The organism is Brevibacillus brevis (assembly GCF_900637055.1).
GTDB lineage: Bacteria > Bacillota > Bacilli > Brevibacillales > Brevibacillaceae > Brevibacillus > Brevibacillus brevis.
This window is the reverse complement of the sequence record NZ_LR134338.1, coordinates 5562227-5582638: the sequence shown is the minus strand read 5'-3', so window position 1 is coordinate 5582638 and position 20412 is coordinate 5562227. Positions and strand designations below refer to the sequence as shown.

Here is a 20412-nt window from a genome sequence, read left to right as displayed (position 1 = left end):
CAATACAGACAATCGGGGGTCGAACTTACATGAAGAAAAAGGCATTATCCGTCTTGTCCATTTTCGCTTTGACTGGTTCCTTGCTGGCTGGATGTGGCTCCTCCACGCCGCAAACATCTGCTCCTGCACCGACTGCTGGCAACAATAGCGGCGCCGAGGCACAGGTTCAGCTGGAAGACACATTGGTAGTGGCAGGGAACGGCGCGACCGTTGAAAAGATGATGAAGGATGAAGTGTTCAAGAAGTTTAACGAGAAGTATCCGAATGTAAAGCTGACCTATGTTTCTGGTGTTTCTACAGAGATCGTAGCGAAGGTTAAGGCACAAAAAAATGCTCCGCAAATCGACCTGACAATCGTTGAGGGCGGCGAACAAGAGAAGGGACGTCAAGAAGGCCTGTGGGAAACCGTATCTGCAACCGATATCCCGAACATGAAAAACGTGCCAGAAGATTTGCATGTCACTGAGGATAGCGGTGTAGTCGTGAACTTCACGCCGATGGGGATTTCCTACAATGCGGACCTGGTAAAAGAAAAAGGTTTGCCTGTACCGAAATCCTGGAATGACCTGGCGAAGCCTGAAGTGAAGGGCTACATCACAATGACAGACGTAGCGAGCAACTTCGGACGCTCTGCGATGATCATGCTGGCATATGCAAATGGCGGGTCTGAGAAAGACATCGAACAAGGCTTCAAACAAATGGAAACGATTGCAGGATACATGCCGACCTTTGCGAAGAGTGCTGCACAGCTCCAGCAAAATCTGCAAAACAAGAGCGCAGCCTACACCACTTGGACAATGGCGCGCAGCTTGACACAAAAAGAAGCAGGCGTTCCATTGGAGTTCGTTTTCCCTGAAGAAGGCGGAAACATCGTACCGAACGTAGCTACGCTGGTAAAAGGTTCGAAGAGTCCAAAAGCCGCGAAAGCATTCGTCGATTTCCTTTTGACAGATGAAATTCAAACGATGTACGCAACGAAGCTGTACTACAATCCGGCAACATCTGTGAAGCTGCCAGACGCTGTAGCGAAAACATTGGAATTCGATCGTACAAAGGTTGTCAACTTCGACTATGGCGTAGTGAGCAAGGAAACATCTGCTTGGCTGGATCGCTTTAACAAAGAAATCGCACCCAAAACAGGAAAGTAGGTATTCACGTGACCAAGGTGATTGACGTTGAACTGCGCGGCATCATGAAAAAATTTCAAAGCAATGTCGTGGTTCAAAACTTCAACCTGCAGGTGGAGCAAGGCGAATTCATCTCGTTCCTCGGCCCATCTGGTTGCGGTAAGACCACGACCTTGAATATGATTGCCGGTTTTTTGGACCCGGATGGCGGAGACCTCTTGATCAAGGGGCAGCGAATGAATGGCGTACCTCCGTACAAACGGGAGCTGGGAATGGTGTTTCAGACGTACTCGCTGTTCCCGCATATGACTGTGGCGGAAAACATCGCTTACGGCTTGAAATTGCGCAAAGTGAACAAGCAAGAAATGCAAGAGCGCGTGAATCGCGTACTGTCTCTGGTCAAGCTGCCAAACGTAGCAGACCGCTACCCGAAACAGCTCTCGGGCGGACAACGTCAGCGGATTGCGATTGCAAGGGCGCTTGTTATTGAGCCGTCGCTCCTGCTTTTGGATGAGCCGCTCAGTAACCTGGATGCCAAACTTCGTGAAGAGCTACGCGATGAGTTAAAGCGCTTACATCACGAAATCGGCGTTACGACTATTTTCGTGACACATGACCAAGAAGAGGCGTTAGCGCTCTCTGATCGCATTGTAGTCATGAATCACGGATTCGTGGAGCAAATCGGTACACCGCTGGAGATTTACAATCAGCCCGCCTCTGAATTCGTACATACCTTCATCGGTAAGACGAACCGTTTGGAAGGGGAAGTCATCGGAATTGACGGGGATGTACTCACGTTGCAGACGACTGGTGGAATGCTCGTGAAGGCGGCAAAGCAACAGCGAACAGTGGCACTCCATGAAAAAGTGATCATTTTTATCCGACCAGAGAAAATCAAGCTGACCGATACTGCAGTCAGTGAGGAAGTAAATCGGGTAAAGGGACATTTGCAGCTTGCCTCCTTCCTGGGCTCGTACACAGAATGCGAGGTCAAGGTCGGGGAGCATACGCTTTCGGTAAAAGTCCAAATGACCGATCGTTCGGTGGACCGCCAAGAAGGTCAAACGGTTTACTGTCAATGGAACGCGGACGACGTACTGGTCATGCCCGCAGGAAGGGGATGACGGATGAGCAAGCGTCTCTCGGTTACATTGTTGACAGCACCTGCGATGATTTTACTGCTTGGAGTATTCATCCTCCCGATGCTGATGATGCTTTTGCTCAGCTTTCAGGATGAGAATCAGGCGTTCTCTTTGCACAATTATTTATTATTTGCACAAGATCCGTACTACTTGGAGATTCTTTGGCGGACGATTCGCGTGAGTCTCTGGACGGTACTGGCAAGCCTCTTGCTCGGATTCCCTGTAGCGATGTACATGGCACAGGCTACAGGGAAAATGCGTGGAATTGTTACCATGCTGATTCTTGCCCCTCACCTTATCAGTGTTGTTATTCGCAACTTCGGTTGGGTAGTGGTTTTGGGGGAAAAAGGGTGGATCAATGAAACGTTGATCAGTCTGGGGTTGATCGATCAACCATTGCGGCTGTTGTACAACGAGCTGGGGATTGTGATCGGTCTGACAGATTCCTTTATTGCCTACATGGTTCTGGCGATTGCAACCAGCTTGTATGCAATCGATCCGTCTTTGAACAAGGCAGCTTCGATTTTGGGTGCTTCCCGCATGCGGACGTTTTTCAGTGTGACTTTGCCTTTGTGCTTGCCGGGGATTATTGCCGGTACGACACTGGTGTTCAGCTTGTCGATGAGTGCCTTTGTGACACCTGCTTTAATGGGCGGCACTTCCGTGAAGGTCTTGCCTGTCATTGCCTATGAGCAAATCATGGCGACACTGAACTGGCCTTTGGGTGCGGCACTTGCCTTCCTGCTCTTAGGCAGCACGATTCTATTGGTGACTTTGTATACGAAGCTGATTGAAACCAAGCGGTATAAAGAGGTGTTTGCGTCATGAAAAAAATAAACGTACTCGGACTCATCACGTTCTTTGTACTTGTTTTGGTCAATCTGCCGTTTCTGGTCATTATCCCGAGCTCCTTTACGGCAGCCGGATATCTCGCTTTTCCGCCGGAAGGGTTTTCGTGGCAGTGGTATGAAATGATTTTGGATCGGCCGGAGTTCATCGATTCGCTGTGGTTCAGTCTGAAGCTAGCTACGGTAACGGCGATTTTGGCGACTTTCTTAGGGACATTGGCTGCATTCGCGCTGTCCAAATACAAGTTTCGCGGGAGCGGCATCATCAACGCACTGATGCTTTCACCGCTTACCGTTCCTTCGCTCATTATCGGGATTTCCGCGCTGCTGTTTTTCACGCGAATTGGTATCGCGGGGACGTTTACGGGGCTTTTGCTGGCGCACATGCTGATCTCGATTCCGTATGTCGTTAGGCTGGTGCTCACAGGGCTTAGCTCGTTCGATTATACGTTGGAAAAAGCGGGATACATGCTGGGTGCCCATCCGTTTCGGGTGTTCTGGGATATTACGTTGCCACTGTTGCGTCCGGCCATCGTGTCGGGGATGATCTTTTCGTTCTTGACGTCGTTTGACAATGTGACGGTTTCCTTATTCTTGGTGGCACCGGATACGACGACGCTGCCACTCGCGATTTTCACCTATATGCAGGAAACACTTGACCCATTGGTGGCTTCGATTTCCTCGGTGGTCATCCTGCTGAGTCTGGTGTTCATCGTCTTGTTGGAAAAAGTGTACGGACTAGAGCGCCTGTTCGGACTCAATTCACAATCTCACTAAGGAAGAGGCACTATGTCAATCCACATTTATGTACAAGAGAATATGCCCCACTATCTACAGCTACTCGAAGAGGCAGTCAACATGGACTCGCCTTCTCGTGACAAACAGCTGGGCGACCGCATGGCGGGCTGGTTCGCCCTGCAGTTTCAACGGCTGACAGGGGGAGTAGCAGAGCTGATCCCGAATAAGACGTATGGCGATCAGGTGCGTTGTACGCTGGGCAACGGGGAAAAGCAAATCCTCATCATCGGTCACTACGATACCGTATGGCTAGAAGGAGAGGCGGCTCGCCGACCATTTGCGATCCGGGATGAGAAAGCGTACGGGCCGGGCGTATACGATATGAAAGCGGGCGTTTTGCAAGCAATGTTTGCGATGCGGGCATTGGTGAAGCTGGATCGCTTGCCTGCAGATAAAAAAATCGTGCTCCTATTAAACAGTGACGAGGAGATCGGCAGCCCGACTTCTCGCCGACTGGTAGAAGAAGAAGCCGCGCGATCGGTGGCGAGCTTTGTGTTGGAGCCGCCGACAGAACCGAGTGGCGCGCTCAAAACATGGCGGAAGGGAAGCGCCTATTTTACAGTGGCAGTCAGCGGTATTTCCTCACACGCTGGCGTCGATCATCAAAAAGGTGTCTCTGCTATTGAAGAGCTGGCAAGACAGGTGCAATTTCTGCATGCCTTGACCGATTACGAGAAAGGAACGACCGTCAATGTGGGCGTCATCAAGGGCGGAATTGGCTCCAATGTCGTAGCCGACTCGGCAGAAGCAGAAGTAGATGTGAGGTTTATCTCGATGGAAGAGGCATTACGCATTGAGAAGGTAATGAGTGAGCTCACGCCAGTGCTCGCCGGTACTACCATCAGTGTAAAGGGAGGCATTCGCCGACCACCGATGGAGCGAACCGAAGAGACAGGCAAATTATTTTCCCTTGCACAATCGATTAGCATCAATGAACTAGGGATGGCTTTGGAAGAGTCGGGTACAGGCGGAGTAAGCGATGGCAATTTCGCTGCTGCTTGCGGAGTCCCGACGCTGGATGGACTTGGTGTAAAGGGTGGCTACGCCCACTCGCCGGATGAATGGATCGAACTGGGAGAAATATCGACGCGTGCTACCTTGTTGGCGCGGTTGATAGAGGAAGTATAGAGAGAGTATAGAGAAAAAAGAAGGGGCACCTGCCTGATGCGTGTGATGTTGCATCGGGCAGGTGCTTTTGTGTGAGGAAGAAGAGGTTATTGTTTCGAGGATGTATTCAGCTTTTTCACAAAGCTATTAAGGTAGTTCGCTCCGCGGCTCGTGAGGATACCAGCCAGCACGGCGGAAACGTAGTAGCCGCTGCCCTCAAGACCAAAGGGGTTGACTTGAAAAGCGAGGGAGAGCGAAATGCCAATGAGGATAGAGAGGATGTAAGTGGAGCGGTCTTTTAGTACGGGGAAGGCATTCTTCAAAATTTCGGTTACGGCTTCAATCAAGATCGCCATAAAAGTAAGCAGACTCAGGCTGTGAATGAACTGATCAATGTCAATCAAAGGTTGTTCCTCCTTTTGTTAGTAAAGCGGGGCGTACTTCGGGGAAAACATCGAGCAGTCATTCATTTGGAAGGGAGTTAGTTCTCGAAGCGAGATTTCGCCCCAAGGAAGGTAGGTGTCACCTTTGCAGATAACCCTTTTGTGGAGGAGGAACGGCTGGGTCGGCAACATTTAGGAAATCCTCGCTTGCATGTACGTTTTGAGCTCGGTCTCCAGCTCTTTTACACGGTACTCCAGCTGTTGTCTCTCTACTACCAGCGTCGTGTATTTATCTCGCCACTCCTGCACGATGGTTTCAAGCTCCATGCAACGGTTGCGCCAAACATGGAGTTCTTCCCGGAGCTTGTCCATTTCCTGACGCAGCTCCTGGCGAATTTGCTGGTTTTCCCGCGAGATTTGCTGCCTGTCTGTAATCATCAACTCTTTCTTGTTGTTGTGGCGAGCAACCAGATAGGTGACGATTGCCGTCAGCACACTGGATACTACCAAAGGGAGAGTGGAAGAGTTGAGTAGTGTTTGGATCATCCGTTTGTTCACCTGCTTTCTCTTGTGAGGTCTATATATAGAGTAGACAGTTTAGGGATTTTCTCACGGTGGTTTGAGAGATTGTCCTTTACCACAACTGCTTGATTTGGAAGTAAGTATAAGCGGGGAGGGCTTCTATGACGCTATTGGCAAAAAACGAGTAGCCGAAAAGCTCTACATAGTCGCCTGGTTGAAGTCGAACGATGCTTGAGCCGTTGAGACACCAGGCATGGTTGGAATAGGAAACGATGCTGCTGAGTACTTTATGAAGTTCACCGTTGATTCTGACTTCTAGATGCAGTCCGTTTGGCGAGGTTGTTGGGCTAATGATTCGGGCTGAGCCAACAATTAAGTAGTCGCCCGGTACCTTTGCGATAAAGCGATTTAGGTTTTTATCGAATTCTTGCAGTTCGTCTTGGAAGGGTGTATTGAAAGCAATTTTGGTGAAGGTGTGAGGGGCGGATAGGGTTTGGTCCGCTGACATGGTGGCGGTTAGGTTGGTTCCTGTTTTGGCTGGGGAGAGTAATAGGTTGGAACTGGTAAGGGTGTAACCAGAGATGGCAGGGGATTTCACGGAGCCAGAAGGCGAGGTGATGACTGCTTTTACCCGTAAATCTGCATAAAGTGGGTTCTTAAAGGAATGTTTACGTCCAAGGGTGGCTGATTCCCAAGTAGCGCCGCCGTCGTTGGATAGGTACCAGTCTATTGAGCCTTCTTGAAGGGTTTGGTCAGCGGTAAGCGAGGCATGGGCAACGGGAGATACAGAAGGGAGCTTGGTGCTTACAAACTCTTGGGTAACCTCCCCTGAAAGAGTTCCTGTAATCACACGGTACCCGTACAGCTCTGGAGATAGATTTGCAGTAGGCGAGTTTAATCTGGCTCGTAAAAGTAGTGAGGTGGAGGGAGTTTGGAATGTAATTTCCTCTCCTGATATAGCATTGATCCACTCTAGCCCGTTGTTGGTGGTTACCTCCAACGTAACGGTAGCTTTGGATGCTCCAAAAGTGTATTCGTCGATGGCTTGGTTGGCTTCATATCTAGTAGTCAAAGAGAGTGTTCGGAGGACCCCATTGCTATCCTTGAAGGGATAATGTTTGCCAACAAATGGCGAGACCGTGACTGAAGTATCGATCATTGATAAATCGGAAGCTTTAAATGTAGCAAGATAGTATTTATTTAGCTCAGTATCTGACGAGTAAACAAAGTGGTAGTTGGAGCCGTCAGCAACTAGTCTTGAGACCCAATTTGCGTTGATGTTTACCACTGAAGTGGTCTGAACAAGTGTTTCTGGGTGAAGGGAATAAAGCTTAACTGTGTAGGAATTAGTACTGCCCGTATAAATTGTTTGTATGGCGATGTACCTATCTAAGACGGGATCATACATCATATCGATGGAGATGTCTTTACCTCCATTTGCTAGTTGTATATTTCGAACACTCCGAAATGAACTGTCGAAAAGAAATACTTTAAAATAATTTCCGTTTACCATACCTAGAGCAACTTGGTTTCTTACTGGGTCATAGGCTGAGCGTAAGTAATCGGATGGCCCGGATGTAAGAATATTAGTCAAATCCTTAACTATAAGACCATCACTACTAAAAACATGAAGTCGCGTATAGGATGAAACGGAATGAAAGACCCATACCCTATTCTGATTATCTAGAGTCATTGATGTTGCTACCACTGTTCCTGATCCTAAATAAAGGGTATACCAATCTTTGAAAGTAGTGCCATCACTATTAACAGCACCAACTACCCCACCGAGTGACGAATTTGAAATAGAGAACCAGACACGATTGTTGTAGTCCACAACATAGTCGACCGATTGAAAAGGAAGCGTATGAGTATTCCCCTTGAATGGCAAGATCGTTCCTTCAAACGACAGGCTGCCATCAGGATTTGTTACCTTTGCATAAATCCCTGTGCCGTTTACTAGAGCCACCTTCCAAGTACGATTCGTGCGGTCTGTAAAACCCATAGGCTGCGAAAAGACACTTCCGGGATAAGAAAAGCGAGTGGCTTCTGAGAAAGCGTATGCGCTAGGTTCGTTGGCTACAGCGTTTATCGTTATTTTGTCAGTATTCGGGATGGTAATCGGCTCGGAGTAAAAAATCCCATTTTTTATCCCGGCTGTGTTCCTGATGAGACGGTTAGTTGTGTCAACAGTAACCCCCATAGAATTTAACTCGTCAAAGTAGTTCGTAGTGCTGAAGTCTTCCGTAAAGTCAGGGGTAACTGTAGGAGTTACTCTGCTCCCTACAATTCCAGCGGTTGTCTTTTCGGAGTCGACATAGGTTAATGTATCAAATTCTTCAGAGTAGGTGCTGGAGATGGTACTTCTGTGCATTTCAAGTTCTTCTACTCGATTTGCAAGAGTGGGATCAGATGCTGCGATTGGTACTACACTTTCACCTGTTCCGACAAAAAGTTCATGGGTATCGATTGTAAAAAGAGGCTCCCCCGCTGATGCAGCGGAAGGGAGATTGGCTTTTAGACCGCGTTTGAGTTTGATTGGTAGTGACATGAATAATCCTCCATTTCCTTCCGCCTAGCTTGGCAGTCGCGACTTGTATGAGTTAATCTGTCTTACTCATAGTAGTAGCCCCACGCATTGAGCTCAGCATTCCCAGTGATGATTGCTTTCACGACAAGTTGTGTTCCGTCTGGTTGGCTGGAAATATTCGTTAGCGTTTGTGCAGGAACGTCTGTCCAAGTGTTTCCGCCATCTCGAGACGCCTGGTATTTGATGCTACCCCCATTAACCGTCTCATCTCCGACAATCACGATTTTATTTGGCGGTGTAGTGGTGTTCTCGGGCTTGGATTGTAGATGATTTTGGTCTACGGCCTTTTGCAATCGTAATTCCTGAATCTGGGTTGCGCCAGACCCGTATTGGGAAGAGGTAGAGTAGAATCGATAGCATTTATAAGGTTTGATGTTCTCAGTGGGAATGGTAAATTCATTGCCTTCATACCGAGTCCAAACATAACCGGAGACGGAATGGAGCGTATCCCAAGTCATATTATTATTGGAGCCTTGCAATTGCCAGGTAGTAGGGGCGTAATTTGCCCCTCCAGATAAAAGATATCGATCAACACTCTGTCCGGGATCATCCAGAAAGATTTTGATCCAATGATGTCCACCTACAGTTGTACTCCAGCCACTTGCTAAGCTGCGGTCAAACAAATGAAACACAGCACCACCAGTAACACTGTCTGCACTCACTATAAAAGGGGCTGGGGCGTCGTTAGCAGTCATGGGAGGTACGATGTCTACGATTCCAGTAGTGAATTTTTTTTGAATATGGTCATAGACAGCTTGGCTATTCGGGATATCTACACCAGATAGATCTGTGAAAGTATCGATAACCATGTTTTTTAATCCATATTTTGTCGCGTTCATGTAAGTGATTAGCTGGAAATTTGTTTTTAGTAGATTTGTTTCAAGATCGATGACTCGTTGGGGGAGATTGGAGTCTGCTATGGAGGGGTTCAATAATATGTTGGCGCTTGTTACAGTGAAATCTCGAATAGAGGGGGTGCTTGATTCGCTAGCAGGAGAATGGAGAATCGCACGGACTCGAAGATCGCTGTTGATTGGATTGGCAAATTCAATCTCTTGACCTAGCTCAGCAGATTGCCAAGACCCGCCACCGTTATTGCTTACTTCCCAGAGAATTTCCCCGCCATCGAGAATTTGATTGGCAGTAAGTGTAACACGAGAAATGGGGGTAACGGATGGTAAAGTAGATGAAGTATATGCTTGTGTGATTTCTCCTGCTGTTCCGCCTAGTGAAATACGATAATTTCTAATTGTGGGAGAAATCCCGTAATTCGGTGACTGCATCTTTATCTTCATGATTAACTTGTCTGTTTTATTAGGAAGAGTGAGTTCCTTACCGAGTGATACGGGAAACCACGATGCACCGTCAGGGGAAATCTGGAAAGTTACAGAGGTAGGTACAGTACCGTAACGTAACATTTTTATCAGGCTATAGTTGCTTGAAGAATACTCGGTCGTATTTAAGACAATAGTTAATCTTCCTTCTCTATCAATACAGCCAGATACTCTTGTTGTATTGGTCCCGCTTTGAATGAGTGTATCCGGTTCCGCTACTGATAAAGTAGCGAGATCAATAGAGATAAGACGGGTAGAACCAACCGTTTGTTGATGATAAAACACCCGCATAATTTTGTCTTGTAACACAAACCCAATCGGTAAAGAAGGATCAATAGCCATGAATCCGCTCAAAGGAAAAGTGGTGGATGCTCCCGTTGACAAGTTTAGGCGGTGTACAATCGGAGTATTGTTATCAACACATAAGATAGTCGTAATCCCTGTTAATTCATCGTGGGTTGCGTTTAACCATCTACTTGAAGCTTTACCGATCGAAGAGAAATGGGTTGGGTTTGTTCCATCATAATTTAATCGAAGAGCTCTTACCGTGTTATTGCTATAACCTCGTATGATGAAACAAAGATAGCCTTTTGTACGGTCTTCTACCATTACAGTATTGTCGACTCCCGTATATGGGGTGAAAGCTTGTGAAGTAGTAGGGATGAAAAAGGTACCATCTGAATTAACGCATCCGTAATAGAGATTAATTGAATACCCCCACGAGTACCAGATTCGGTTGTTTTTATCGACATGGAGTTTTAAAAATGGAGTGTAGGTGTTAATGGTGGTGTTTCCTTTTACTGAAATGGGATTTAAAAAGGCTTGGAAATCAGGCTTAATTGAAATGATCAACCCAGGCATGTTTGTTAGGGCTGCTGCTATCCATACATTGTTGTTATAATCAACTACTGCATTCGTAATGCTAGAGGTGGCTACATAATAACCAGTTCCACTGTACGAATACAAATACCCTTCAAAGGCAATGGAATCGTCTGGATTGGTTACAACTGCATAAATTCCTTCACGGTCGACAGAACTGATAACCCAAGTCCTGTCTAACCGATCTACTAAAATAGTAGGTTCTAGGTGTGGTAATTTTGACGCCCTTTCCCCGGTTACTTTTTTGGTAGAGATGACGCCTAATGCGTTAGGAAGCGTATAGTCTGATTGAACTGTTAACTTATCAACTTCTACTACTGGAAGAGCAGAAGACACAACGACTCCTTCAAGGGTGTTGCTCAGTCTTACCAATCCGTTTTCAATATCGAAGTTAACGCCATAGGAATTGATTTGATCAACAGCGCTCAAATCTGTGAAATTCTCTGTTATGGAGGGAATTTTAGAGGTACGTACACCATTGGCTGAATACCATGCAGTAGTTTTCTCAATGTCAACTTTTGGTGAGGTAAATGTTTCCGTATAGGTCCGAGATACGGAACTGCGATATTTCTCTAGGTTGCCAACTCTTTCTGCCATAGTTGGATCGGTTCCAATAGCTGAGATCCCGTCACCTGTACCGATAAATAATTCTTTTGTATCTGTGGTGAAAAGAGGTTCTCCCGCCGCTGCAGCGGAAGGGAGATTGGTTTTAAGACCTCGTTTGAATTTGATTGGCAGTGTCATTAGAATGTACCTCCATCTACTTCTGTAATCGTGGAGCCATTGCTACCGCCAGTGCCTACGTTTATTTTGTAATCTCCATCTGAGAGTAAAAGGACTCGCAGATTTGTATTTCGGTTATACCCGTATTTGTAATCTACTCCGGGCATAGCCATGTCCCAGGAATCTAGTAAGTCCACATTCATGGTAAGGGAGTCTAGACTTGTTTCATCAGTGGATGATGACTGTTCGAAGTAGAACGCGCATCGCAAGTTTCTATTTTGACCAAGCTTCTCGCCCCAGTTTTGTATGCTATTGAAATCGTCTATTGTCATTGCTTTTGCTTTGAAATCAATGGGGTTAGTAACATCAACTGTTGTCCACGAACCATCCTTTTGTTTTGCTTCCCATGTTGTTCCACTGTCCGTACTTATGGCTACTCTTAAAACGCCTTTCTCTGTACCTGATAAGGTTAAAGAGTTGATTTTTGAGGTGCTGAGAAAGCTAACATCATTCTTCATTTTTACAATCCTTGGTACAGGAACTCCAGTAAGGTGAGCAACTGTGGGCTCCCTTTTAGGTTTCGAAACAAGGATTTTGATGTTGGATTTGTCGATTAAATCTTTCAAATAAGGGGCGCATTCAGAGAGAGCGGGCATGCCTTTATTCAGAAACATATCGTCTGTAGGGGGAGTAGTACCAATGGTTTCCCAGCCGGAAGAAGTGTACGTTTTCACGTCTGTACCGTCTAGTATGAGGAATTTATAATTGTATATTGGCTCAATCAGAAGAACCGGGCGAAAGCCTCTACCTGGGGTTGTAAGATCTGTTGTACCTGATGTCCAGTTTTTGAGGCCGTTATAACCTCGAATCACGCGTGCCTTTGGGTTGGATTGATCGGTTGTACTAGTCCATGAACCGTGATTTACATTATTCCAGATCCGGTCATCGGTCATGTATTTATCCCATTCGTTGTCTTTATCTGTAGCATTTACACCACCGGTCGGGAGGCGAAAGGTGAAGGCGCTGTCGTGTTTTCTTTCGGCAAGTTCTGCTTCGACAATTGCAATTTGCGTAGTACTGTAATTATTGTGGCTAGTTAAAACATTGATTCTGTAATACTGATATGATTTATTATTGATAAACTCGTAGACAAACTTAGCGTCTTCGATATTAGGCACAGTCCCTGATGTTAATAATTCGTAGGTACTGTCGTCATTTGAGCCAAATAGTTGCCAATCTTTGATTGAATTATTGAGGTAGCCTGTTGATATTTTCATCCCAATCAATGAGAGATAATTAATTTTCTTTTGATTACCAAAGTTTACCTTAACCCAATGACCTCCAACCGGAGCTTCTGTTCCATTCACGTACCAGATACGTCTTTCTTGGCCTAATACATTGTTGTCAAAGGCTTTCCAAGGCATGTCATTGTCAGAATACGCACTTGCAGTTATAGTAACTCCATCAGTAGTTTGTCCAGTCATGGTCGGAACTAGGTCCTCAAGTATTTCTAACCGTAGTCCGCTCCCGCTAGCGACACCAGTGGTATTCAAGACATCCCAACTAATATTATTTTGAATATTTCTATCTGCAAGAAGAACTTTTCTCCCCTGGTGATCAGTGTCCACCATTATAAAGTAACCATCGCCATTGGAACTTGCAGAAGAAGCTACAGGGATAAATTTACTTGTTTCTATACCTAAATCAGAAAATTTTCCTACAGTCCCGGATGTAGCAGAGTAATGGAAACGAATGCGTTTTCCTACCTCAAGATCATTTACTTTAGCTACCTCGTCAGGATGAAGTAATCGACCATTTGCATCAATGTCAATTGCGTCAATATACCACCAGTAACCTTCAACTGTAGAAGAAATTTCTACAGAGTGCCTTTTTAGTTCAAGTCCTAAATTCTCGTACTGAAGTATAGATCCCTGATTTTGACTTCCAATGGTGGCACTGTAACTTTCTTGCACTCCGTTAATTATTACTTTTAAATCAGGATGGTATCCACTGTTAGCCATACCCAAAATTCTTAACCTAGTACCATAGAAATCAAATTTGACTTTATTTTCGCCAGTCCTCTCCGCATAGATCGCAGTTCCACCAGACGATGTATTGCTTGTTTGCACAACCCATGTACCGGAATAGGATAATGCCTGATCATCTTGCTCGTATCTTTTCCACCCAAGTTCTGGTTCAGGCAAACGCTGTCCAATACTCGCAATCAGGGATCCGGAGTCATCTATATCAATAGCATCGAGAGTTGCAAAGGTATTGGTTCCCAAATGAGTAATTTTAACAGTGTGTACCTTCTTTTGTAGACCTGTAATTTCATAAGCGAGTGTTTGAGGTGCTGATTTTTTGTGATACCCTTTAAATACTTCGGGGAGGAGATCATCTACGACAATTTGCATGTTGGACCTGTTATTGTAACTGCTAACCAAAACTCTAAGTTTTGTTCCATAAAATCTAAAAGAAACAGTATCACCAGCAACTGCACTTACCTTGTCATTTGTATTGTCACTCCAGCTTCCTTTATAGAGTAAGCGTGAATCAGTAAAATCGTACCTATTCCACCCTATATCTGGTTTCAGAAGTGGAGAGCCGATTTCTCTTACTAACCAGCCTTTGTCATCAATTTCAATTCCATCGATATCGACATATCCTGTATCATTCGTTTTAATTTCAACAGTATGTTCTCCAAATGGCAATTTCAAGTTTTCAAACCATATGGTAGAGAATTGCTCTGTAGATGAATGCATAGAGACTGTTTTCATTTCTCCATCTACAGTAACAGAAATATTGGTACTCCGATTTGGGTGATATAAGCCTAGTAATCTAATTTTTGTTCCATAAAACTTAAAAGAGACACTTTGATTCACGGTATTTGTATGCCTGGTTTTTCCTTTGAAATATCTATAGTCTGTATAGTCACTCCAGCCTGAGCTCCATTTAAATGCATCAATTTCATCATGCGTGTCATATCGACTCCACCCTGTATCTGGCTCGAGTAATTGATCCCCTACACTCGATATAAGATGACCTTTGTCATCTATATCAATAGCATCTAGAGTCGTGAACCCTCCTAAACTGATGTGTTCAATTTCAACGGTATGGATGACATTTTCCAGGTTTGATTTTTCATAGGATAAGTATTTTCCAATAGGACTACCATACATATCAACTGTTTCGGTTATGCCATCTATAGTGATTTTCGTAGAATTTCGTTCTCTATTTGTATTTCTGTCTGATATCAGTCTAATTTTCGTTCCTTTAAATTGAAAAGTAACCTTATCTCCAAGTGTTGAGGTAGCTATAGCACTTCCTCCACTGTGTGCTGCATTCGTTTCTGTATTCCAGTTTCCGTGAAAATGAAATTGGGTAATGGAGTTTTCGTATCTTTTCCAACCTTTTTGGGGTGATTCCAATTGCCCAACTAGAAATCCTTGCGTATTTACTTCAATAGCATCAAATAGAAATAATTTCGTTCCCACAGTTTTTACTTGAACGGTATGGACTCCGTCTTCCAGTCCCTCAAGATTGTATACAAGTGCTGGAGCAACGGGTGAACCTGTCGTATGCTCATTTATTGTTCCTCTAAGAACACCGTCAACATATACTTCAGTTGCTCTTGCTCGATCATTGAACATACCTCCAATGATGCGTAACTGAGTCCCACTGAAACTAAAAGAAATGGTAGCACCATTTGTGGTTGTATAAGTAGATGTTCCACCATAGTTCCATGATCCAGTTTCTGTTTGCCAAGTCCCCGTGTATTTAATAAAGGAAGAAGTATGGTCATACCTTGCCCAACCTTCTTCCGGAGTCAATAAACGTTCTCCTACTGTTGCCATCTGCTATACCTCCTTGTATTCAAATACTGGTCTGAAACCCCAAGTCGTAGTAGTATAACTGGTTGAGTTGTAATTAATGTCCATCCAGACACTTCTATTGGTATTTCCTCGTACAATCCTTGTCGAAGCAGAAGCGCCTGTCCCTACACTTCCCGCTCCATCTCGCCAAGTTCCATACAAAGGTGTTTCTTGAACCCATGAATAGTTATCTGCATAATGAAACACATCGTCTAAAGTTTTTCCTGACTGAATCTTATCAACAGGAAAATTGACAATGTATTTATCCCATTCGTTAATTATAGGAAATGCGCCTTTTCCTTGATTAGTTAAGGACATATTTCCATTCGCATCTGCATAAGCAACTCCGCCTGTAAGACTACGAATAGAACCTACTACTTCAAACATTTCAAGCTCTGTAATTCCTAAGTTGCTTCCAGGTGAAGACTTTGTAATATTTAGCCGAAATTTAGAATAACTCTCGGTTTTTTGTAATGGAAAAATAATCTTCATTCCACTAGATTTCCATCCATTATATTCCAATTTACTATCCAATACGGTCCATTCGCTTTTACTTTCATCCCATCCTTCAAATGTCCAATTGATTGGAGGAACATTGCTATTCAAATCAACAATGGTAATCGAATAAGCCGAAACGCTTTTAATAGAACCAAAATCGTAAATTAACGATCCTGTAAGGACACCAGACTGCGTTGCCCAATAGGTACTGTTGTTGCCATCAAAAGCCCTCCATCCATCCCAAGCTGTTCTGTATATAGAACTTGCAATAACATTGCCAGTCGGCGTAGTGTGGCTTGTCATAATAGGAATGATATTTCCATTATTCCAAGGGAGTCCTTGAATAAGCCTTCCTGTATTTAAGGTGTCCCATGGAATGGAGTGGTTTACAACTCTGTCTCCAATTAACAATCCTTTATCTACCTTGACAAAATAAAACGTTCCACCGTTTCCACTGGTTGGTGCTGCTGTCATACCTGTGACTGGAATTTCATCACGGGTAGCTGTGCCAAGTAAGCTAAGGCTTCCCGGTGATCCTGCGGTGTTTTGCCAATATTCACAGGCGATATAATCGCCAATCTGCATGTCTGAAACCCTTGTTCTTTTCTGCCCTGTTGTTGCTGGCACTGGCATTCTTTCTCACCTCAAGCTTTTGATATTCCATTTATCTCGATTTTCTCTATGTTTAAGAATTCGACCAAGTCAATTGGAAAAGAGTATAGTGTGTTTCCAGATGGAAGGGGGACCTCCTCAAACGGCTCGATAGTATAGTCTGTTTTTAATCGGATTTTTCCATCGAGTAGCATGTACGAGTCGAGATCGTAGTTCTTATCCTCACTACTTGAAAAGGATGAAATTGTAATGAGCTGATCATTAGCCCCAGCGGCAAATTTCAAAACTTCAACTGGAGGTAATTTGAAATCTGTAGTTTTCGGGATTGGGATGTTCAGTTCAATAGGGGATTGAATGGAGGCAATGACACCAAACTTTTCTACTTGGAAGATAGAAGAGGAATTATTTCCTCCAGAAGAAGGAGAAGAGTTAATTAAAGTAATAGAATCGTCAAACCATGCATAACCGATAGAGTCAACTTTGCTATTTGGTGAAAGGTTTATCCGAAGACAGATTGCCTTTCCAGCCTGTTTAAGTTCAATAAATGTTTCCAGCAAAACATTATTTGTCCAAGAAGTTCCTCCGTTGGTAGAAAGGTCGAAAGTTACATCTCCCGAATATTCAGCGACGATAACCATTTTAGTGGGGACATTTTTGTGATTTGAAATGCTAGTAACAATGGAAGAAGATGCACTCGTCATCATTGCTAGTTCCTGAATTTCTAATAGGGAGTGCCCATTATTTCTAGTAACGTTAATTCTATATTTCTTGTATGGATGATTATTATAAAACACGTATTCTCGCATCTCTGCTGGTTTCCAGTTAGTCACATTTGTTTGTTCATCTAAGACGACCCAACGTGACTCATTGTCAGAGTATCCTTCAAAGGTCCAATCTCTTGGAGAGCCTAGTAAATTAACGTCAGTTGCTTTGGTAGCGGTTATGGCGTATTTAGAGATTACTTGAGGACTTTCGAATTCATATTGCAACCATCCATATGGGATACCATGAGGAGCCCATATGGTATTGAGTGACGAGGTGTCTTTATCAAAAGCATACCAAGGCTCAGTTTGAAAAGCAGAATGGACTGAGCTTGCCGATGCTATACCAGAAGGGGTAGTGTTACTAGTCATTGCAGGAATTATGTTTGAGCTATGACCAGGAAGTAATGAGCCACCTGATACGACATGATTCGAAGATAACGATGAGTTGATACCGGAGTCGTCGGAGAATACATCGATCACACAGTCTTTTAGCTCGTATCTTGGTTCGTTTTTCGATGTTGCTTCAAGAAAGTTAGTTTTTATTAGGTTCACGGTATTGTTTAAAAGCATGGAGCCGATTGCGGGATCAGCTTCTACTGGGGTTCCTCCGGTAGTCGGGCTTCCTGAGCCTGGGGAAGGGATTAGCATACTATCATCATACCAAGTAAATCCTAATGACTTTAAACTGCCTAAGGTTGGTATATTGGCTCGTAATTGAAGGTGTGTACCCTTTAGTGAAGATGTATCGATCATCTTGTTTAAATCGATATTGTTTGTCCAATTTACTCCATCAAGAGTCAGGTCGAAGGTGACAGTGCCTGTATATTCAGCAGTGGCAATAATACTCTTTGGAGAACTGCCAACATTAACTGCTTTAGTCACGAGAGTAACAGCGTCAATAATTTCATAGAATTTAATTTCGTGCCAACCGGTATAAATCACCGGGTTTGCACTACGATAACTGCGAAGCTTGGCTAGGCGGTAATAGCGGTATGCAGAGGTATTAGTAAAGCTGTGTTCTAACTCTGAATCTGTGTTTGCATGAGATCCTGCGTATAAATCTGTCCAATTCGTATTGTCTTGTGAACCTTGCAGAGTAAACGTGGCAAGACCGTACTGTCCAGCTGAGATTCCAATAGCTCGGATTGCGAGCTTAGTAATAATTTTGGGGACGAAAAAGTCAATTTGCCACCAATGACCTTCTGCGGGAGGAGTTGCTCCATCTGAATAATAGGCATCAGTTAAGTTTCCGTTGATTCCCATCCATCCAGGATAACCAGACGTTTCACTAGACGAGGTTACGTGATAAGGGGCAGGTTCAGTTGGACTGGACATGATGATATTTGTATCATGGAGCCCGGGTAAGATAGTACTATTTATAATGGCAAAAGAAGATGACTTTTCGTTATCAATTCCTGAGGAATCGCTAAATACATCAACATACATGTTGTTCTGACGATAGGCTGGTCTGTTATGTGTTTCCGCATCACGGAAGGTATTCAGCAAAAGATTGATTGGGGTCTGTAAATCAAAAGAGCTGCTTGAGGCTCCCCCATTATTTCCCCCGCCACCCCCAGCACCAATCTTCCCCTGCATGTCATCCAACCGAGCTTTCAGACTGGGAAAAGTCCTTCCATCCCGATCCCGGCGTGCAGCAACCACCTCGGCGTTCGGGTTAGAGGAGACATCGCTTTGCAGTTTCAAAATGGCTTGGTCCTGCTGCGCGTTCTTTTGTTCGATTTGCGACAGACGGAGATCTTGCGTCTGATTTTTCGCTTCTGCCGCACTGACCGCTGACGATAACGTATTCAGCCCCGTTTGAAAGGTAGAAACATCACTTTTCACGGCATCAAGCTGACGATCCTGTTCGTCGTCTTTGTCTTTTAGCTCACGGAATTTATCCTGTAAGCTCGGCTTATCCTCTCTAGCGTCATCCAGCTCCTGAAGGTAGGAGTCGATTTCAGCGTGGGTACGTTTACCCTTGTTGGCCAACTCATTATGATCCAGGACGATCTCGTTGCCTGTTCGAGTGATTCTGACCGACATACGTTCAGCTCCTTTTCGATTTATTTGGTATAAATGGCGGACAAGTTAAGCCCAAAATGGACATGCGTGGTTTTATCTATGAGTGCTGGATCTGATTCTCGGGAAATCCGCGTCCAGAAAACTTGTTCATTTCCTGCGGTAGTATCTGGAAGAGTGAAGGAATCGCCCCACGCGCCGGGCACACCGTTTTGGTCTACAGCGACATCTACAAGCCGCTTGTACTGATCGGTACCTGCATAGGACGTGAGGACCCCTTGGATACCCGTAAAAGTTCCATGATGCATCGTATTTCGGGCGATCATTTTCACTTCCTTGTACTGGCCTTGGAGCATATGGCCGAGAAACTCCTCTGTGTTGTCTTGGAGGTGTACCTCATTTCCTTCGCCATCGATAAAAAAGAGGGTAGGAGAGGGGGAAAAGTCGTATTCGTCTCCACCCCACATTTCCATCTGGTCGCTTGAGCTAATCGTTGTTTTGCCGTCTGCTTCCGCAAAACGTAGGGAGCCTGTAAAAGGAATGGGATGCTGGGTCATGTCAAATTGAATGGAGGTTTGGCTTGTCCGACACGTTTTGGAGTCGACAGGGGCTCCTTTGGAATCGAGCAGTTCCACGCGGATGCCGGGGGAGAGGTTTGAGACTGTGAGAGTGGGGAGGGAGAAAACGCGAACGTGTTCCATGTCCAGATAGTCGTCTGTAGCCTTGCTGTTGAGAAATATACCGATTTTGGGAGCGAGGCGGTTGAATTCCTCCGAACCGATGATGTGCCAGATGGCTCCGTCCTCGGACCAATACGCGGTGTAGGTATTGTAGTCGCGTATTAATCGAAGCCAGGGGAAGGTTTTCGCAGTGCCTTGCGATGTATCGTAATATTCTTCGACGTGGAAAAAGTCATTGTGGTTAATGAAGACAGTCAATCCGCCTGTGCTTCCGGAAGCTTTCGGATTGTATGAATTTTTCATATCGAGGACGAATTGTTTCACGGGTGTCAGTGAGTCTAAAAAGAGTTGAAGCGGCTCGGCTCCGCCTTTTAAACGGAGCGAGCCTGGTGCGTCTGATAGCGACCACCTTGCAGAGTCATTTGGTGTCATGTTCCACTTGGAATCGAGGGTAAGAGAATCGAAAGAATCCTCGAAGAGAAACCCCGATTTACGCCGAGAAACTACACTCATA

Annotated in this window: 13 protein-coding genes; 5 read left to right on the top strand and 8 right to left on the bottom strand. The window is 44.9% G+C overall.

The genetic code is table 11. The annotated features are described in order from the left end of the window. Positions 1-29 precede the first annotated feature (29 nt). From EL268_RS27005 to EL268_RS26985, 5 genes are read left to right on the top strand one after another with little or no spacing between them, the layout of a single operon-like run. Complete coding sequence (locus tag EL268_RS27005; RefSeq protein WP_106652494.1) at positions 30-1148, top strand: ABC transporter substrate-binding protein; 1119 nt, start codon at positions 30-32, stop codon at positions 1146-1148. Between the two features lie 8 nt (positions 1149-1156). Then, positions 1157-2251 carry an ABC transporter ATP-binding protein gene (locus tag EL268_RS27000; RefSeq protein WP_106652495.1) on the top strand — a complete coding sequence of 365 codons (1095 nt, stop codon included), beginning with the start codon at positions 1157-1159 and terminating at the stop codon, positions 2249-2251. Positions 2252-2254: 3 nt separating this feature from the next. After that, positions 2255-3097: an ABC transporter permease gene (locus EL268_RS26995; RefSeq protein ID WP_106652496.1), complete on the top strand. Its 843-nt coding sequence runs from the start codon at positions 2255-2257 to the stop codon at positions 3095-3097. Continuing rightward, positions 3094-3894: an ABC transporter permease gene (locus tag EL268_RS26990; RefSeq protein WP_106652497.1), complete on the top strand. Its 801-nt coding sequence runs from the start codon at positions 3094-3096 to the stop codon at positions 3892-3894. Before EL268_RS26995 ends, EL268_RS26990 begins: the two co-directional genes overlap by 4 nt. A 12-nt stretch (positions 3895-3906) precedes the next feature. Then, positions 3907-5043 (top strand): M20 family metallopeptidase, encoded by a 1137-nt coding sequence (locus tag EL268_RS26985; protein WP_106652498.1) that lies wholly within the window; start codon positions 3907-3909, stop codon positions 5041-5043. Positions 5044-5129: 86 nt separating this feature from the next. On the opposite strand, the gene EL268_RS26980 is transcribed toward EL268_RS26985, so the two are convergent. The 8 genes from EL268_RS26980 to EL268_RS26945 form a co-directional block, all read right to left on the bottom strand. Beyond that, positions 5130-5426 (bottom strand): hypothetical protein, encoded by a 297-nt coding sequence (locus EL268_RS26980; protein WP_106652499.1) that lies wholly within the window; start codon positions 5424-5426, stop codon positions 5130-5132. A 171-nt stretch (positions 5427-5597) separates the two neighbouring features. Next, the gene (locus tag EL268_RS26975; RefSeq protein ID WP_106652500.1) at positions 5598-5951 is read right to left on the bottom strand and encodes a hypothetical protein; all 354 of its coding nucleotides are present in this window, start codon (positions 5949-5951) and stop codon (positions 5598-5600) included. An 88-nt stretch (positions 5952-6039) separates the two neighbouring features. Then, positions 6040-8475: a hyaluronate lyase N-terminal domain-containing protein gene (locus tag EL268_RS26970; RefSeq protein ID WP_106652501.1), complete on the bottom strand. Its 2436-nt coding sequence runs from the start codon at positions 8473-8475 to the stop codon at positions 6040-6042. A 62-nt stretch (positions 8476-8537) separates the two neighbouring features. Next, entirely contained in the window at positions 8538-11471 is a 2934-nt protein-coding gene (locus EL268_RS26965) for a hyaluronate lyase N-terminal domain-containing protein (protein WP_106652502.1), read from the bottom strand. Next, the gene (locus tag EL268_RS26960) at positions 11471-15304 is read right to left on the bottom strand and encodes a hypothetical protein (protein WP_232030110.1); all 3834 of its coding nucleotides are present in this window, start codon (positions 15302-15304) and stop codon (positions 11471-11473) included. Before EL268_RS26960 ends, EL268_RS26965 begins: the two co-directional genes overlap by 1 nt. A gap of 3 nt (positions 15305-15307) precedes the next feature. After that, positions 15308-16453, bottom strand: coding sequence for a discoidin domain-containing protein (locus EL268_RS26955; protein ID WP_106652503.1), 1146 nt, complete (start codon positions 16451-16453; stop codon positions 15308-15310). 11 nt (positions 16454-16464) lie between these two features. Continuing rightward, positions 16465-19242 (bottom strand): discoidin domain-containing protein, encoded by a 2778-nt coding sequence (locus EL268_RS26950; RefSeq protein WP_106652504.1) that lies wholly within the window; start codon positions 19240-19242, stop codon positions 16465-16467. 20 nt (positions 19243-19262) lie between these two features. Then, positions 19263-20411 (bottom strand): beta-xylosidase family glycoside hydrolase, encoded by a 1149-nt coding sequence (locus tag EL268_RS26945; protein WP_106652505.1) that lies wholly within the window; start codon positions 20409-20411, stop codon positions 19263-19265. Position 20412 lies beyond the last annotated feature (1 nt).

Bases quoted from the DNA above. Each gene is read 5' to 3' on its own strand.
- EL268_RS26990 (WP_106652497.1), top strand. From the start codon at position 3,094: ATGAAAAAAATAAACGTACTCGGACTCATCACGTTCTTTGTACTTGTT.
- EL268_RS27005 (WP_106652494.1), top strand. From the start codon at position 30: ATGAAGAAAAAGGCATTATCCGTCTTGTCCATTTTCGCTTTGACTGGT.
- EL268_RS26955 (WP_106652503.1), bottom strand. From the start codon at position 16,453: ATGCCAGTGCCAGCAACAACAGGGCAGAAAAGAACAAGGGTTTCAGAC.
- EL268_RS26965 (WP_106652502.1), bottom strand. From the start codon at position 11,471: ATGACACTGCCAATCAAATTCAAACGAGGTCTTAAAACCAATCTCCCT.
- EL268_RS26985 (WP_106652498.1), top strand. From the start codon at position 3,907: ATGTCAATCCACATTTATGTACAAGAGAATATGCCCCACTATCTACAG.
- EL268_RS26960 (WP_232030110.1), bottom strand. From the start codon at position 15,304: ATGGCAACAGTAGGAGAACGTTTATTGACTCCGGAAGAAGGTTGGGCA.
- EL268_RS26945 (WP_106652505.1), bottom strand. From the start codon at position 20,411: ATGAGTGTAGTTTCTCGGCGTAAATCGGGGTTTCTCTTCGAGGATTCT.
- EL268_RS26950 (WP_106652504.1), bottom strand. From the start codon at position 19,242: ATGTCGGTCAGAATCACTCGAACAGGCAACGAGATCGTCCTGGATCAT.
- EL268_RS26970 (WP_106652501.1), bottom strand. From the start codon at position 8,475: ATGTCACTACCAATCAAACTCAAACGCGGTCTAAAAGCCAATCTCCCT.
- EL268_RS26995 (WP_106652496.1), top strand. From the start codon at position 2,255: ATGAGCAAGCGTCTCTCGGTTACATTGTTGACAGCACCTGCGATGATT.
- EL268_RS26975 (WP_106652500.1), bottom strand. From the start codon at position 5,951: ATGATCCAAACACTACTCAACTCTTCCACTCTCCCTTTGGTAGTATCC.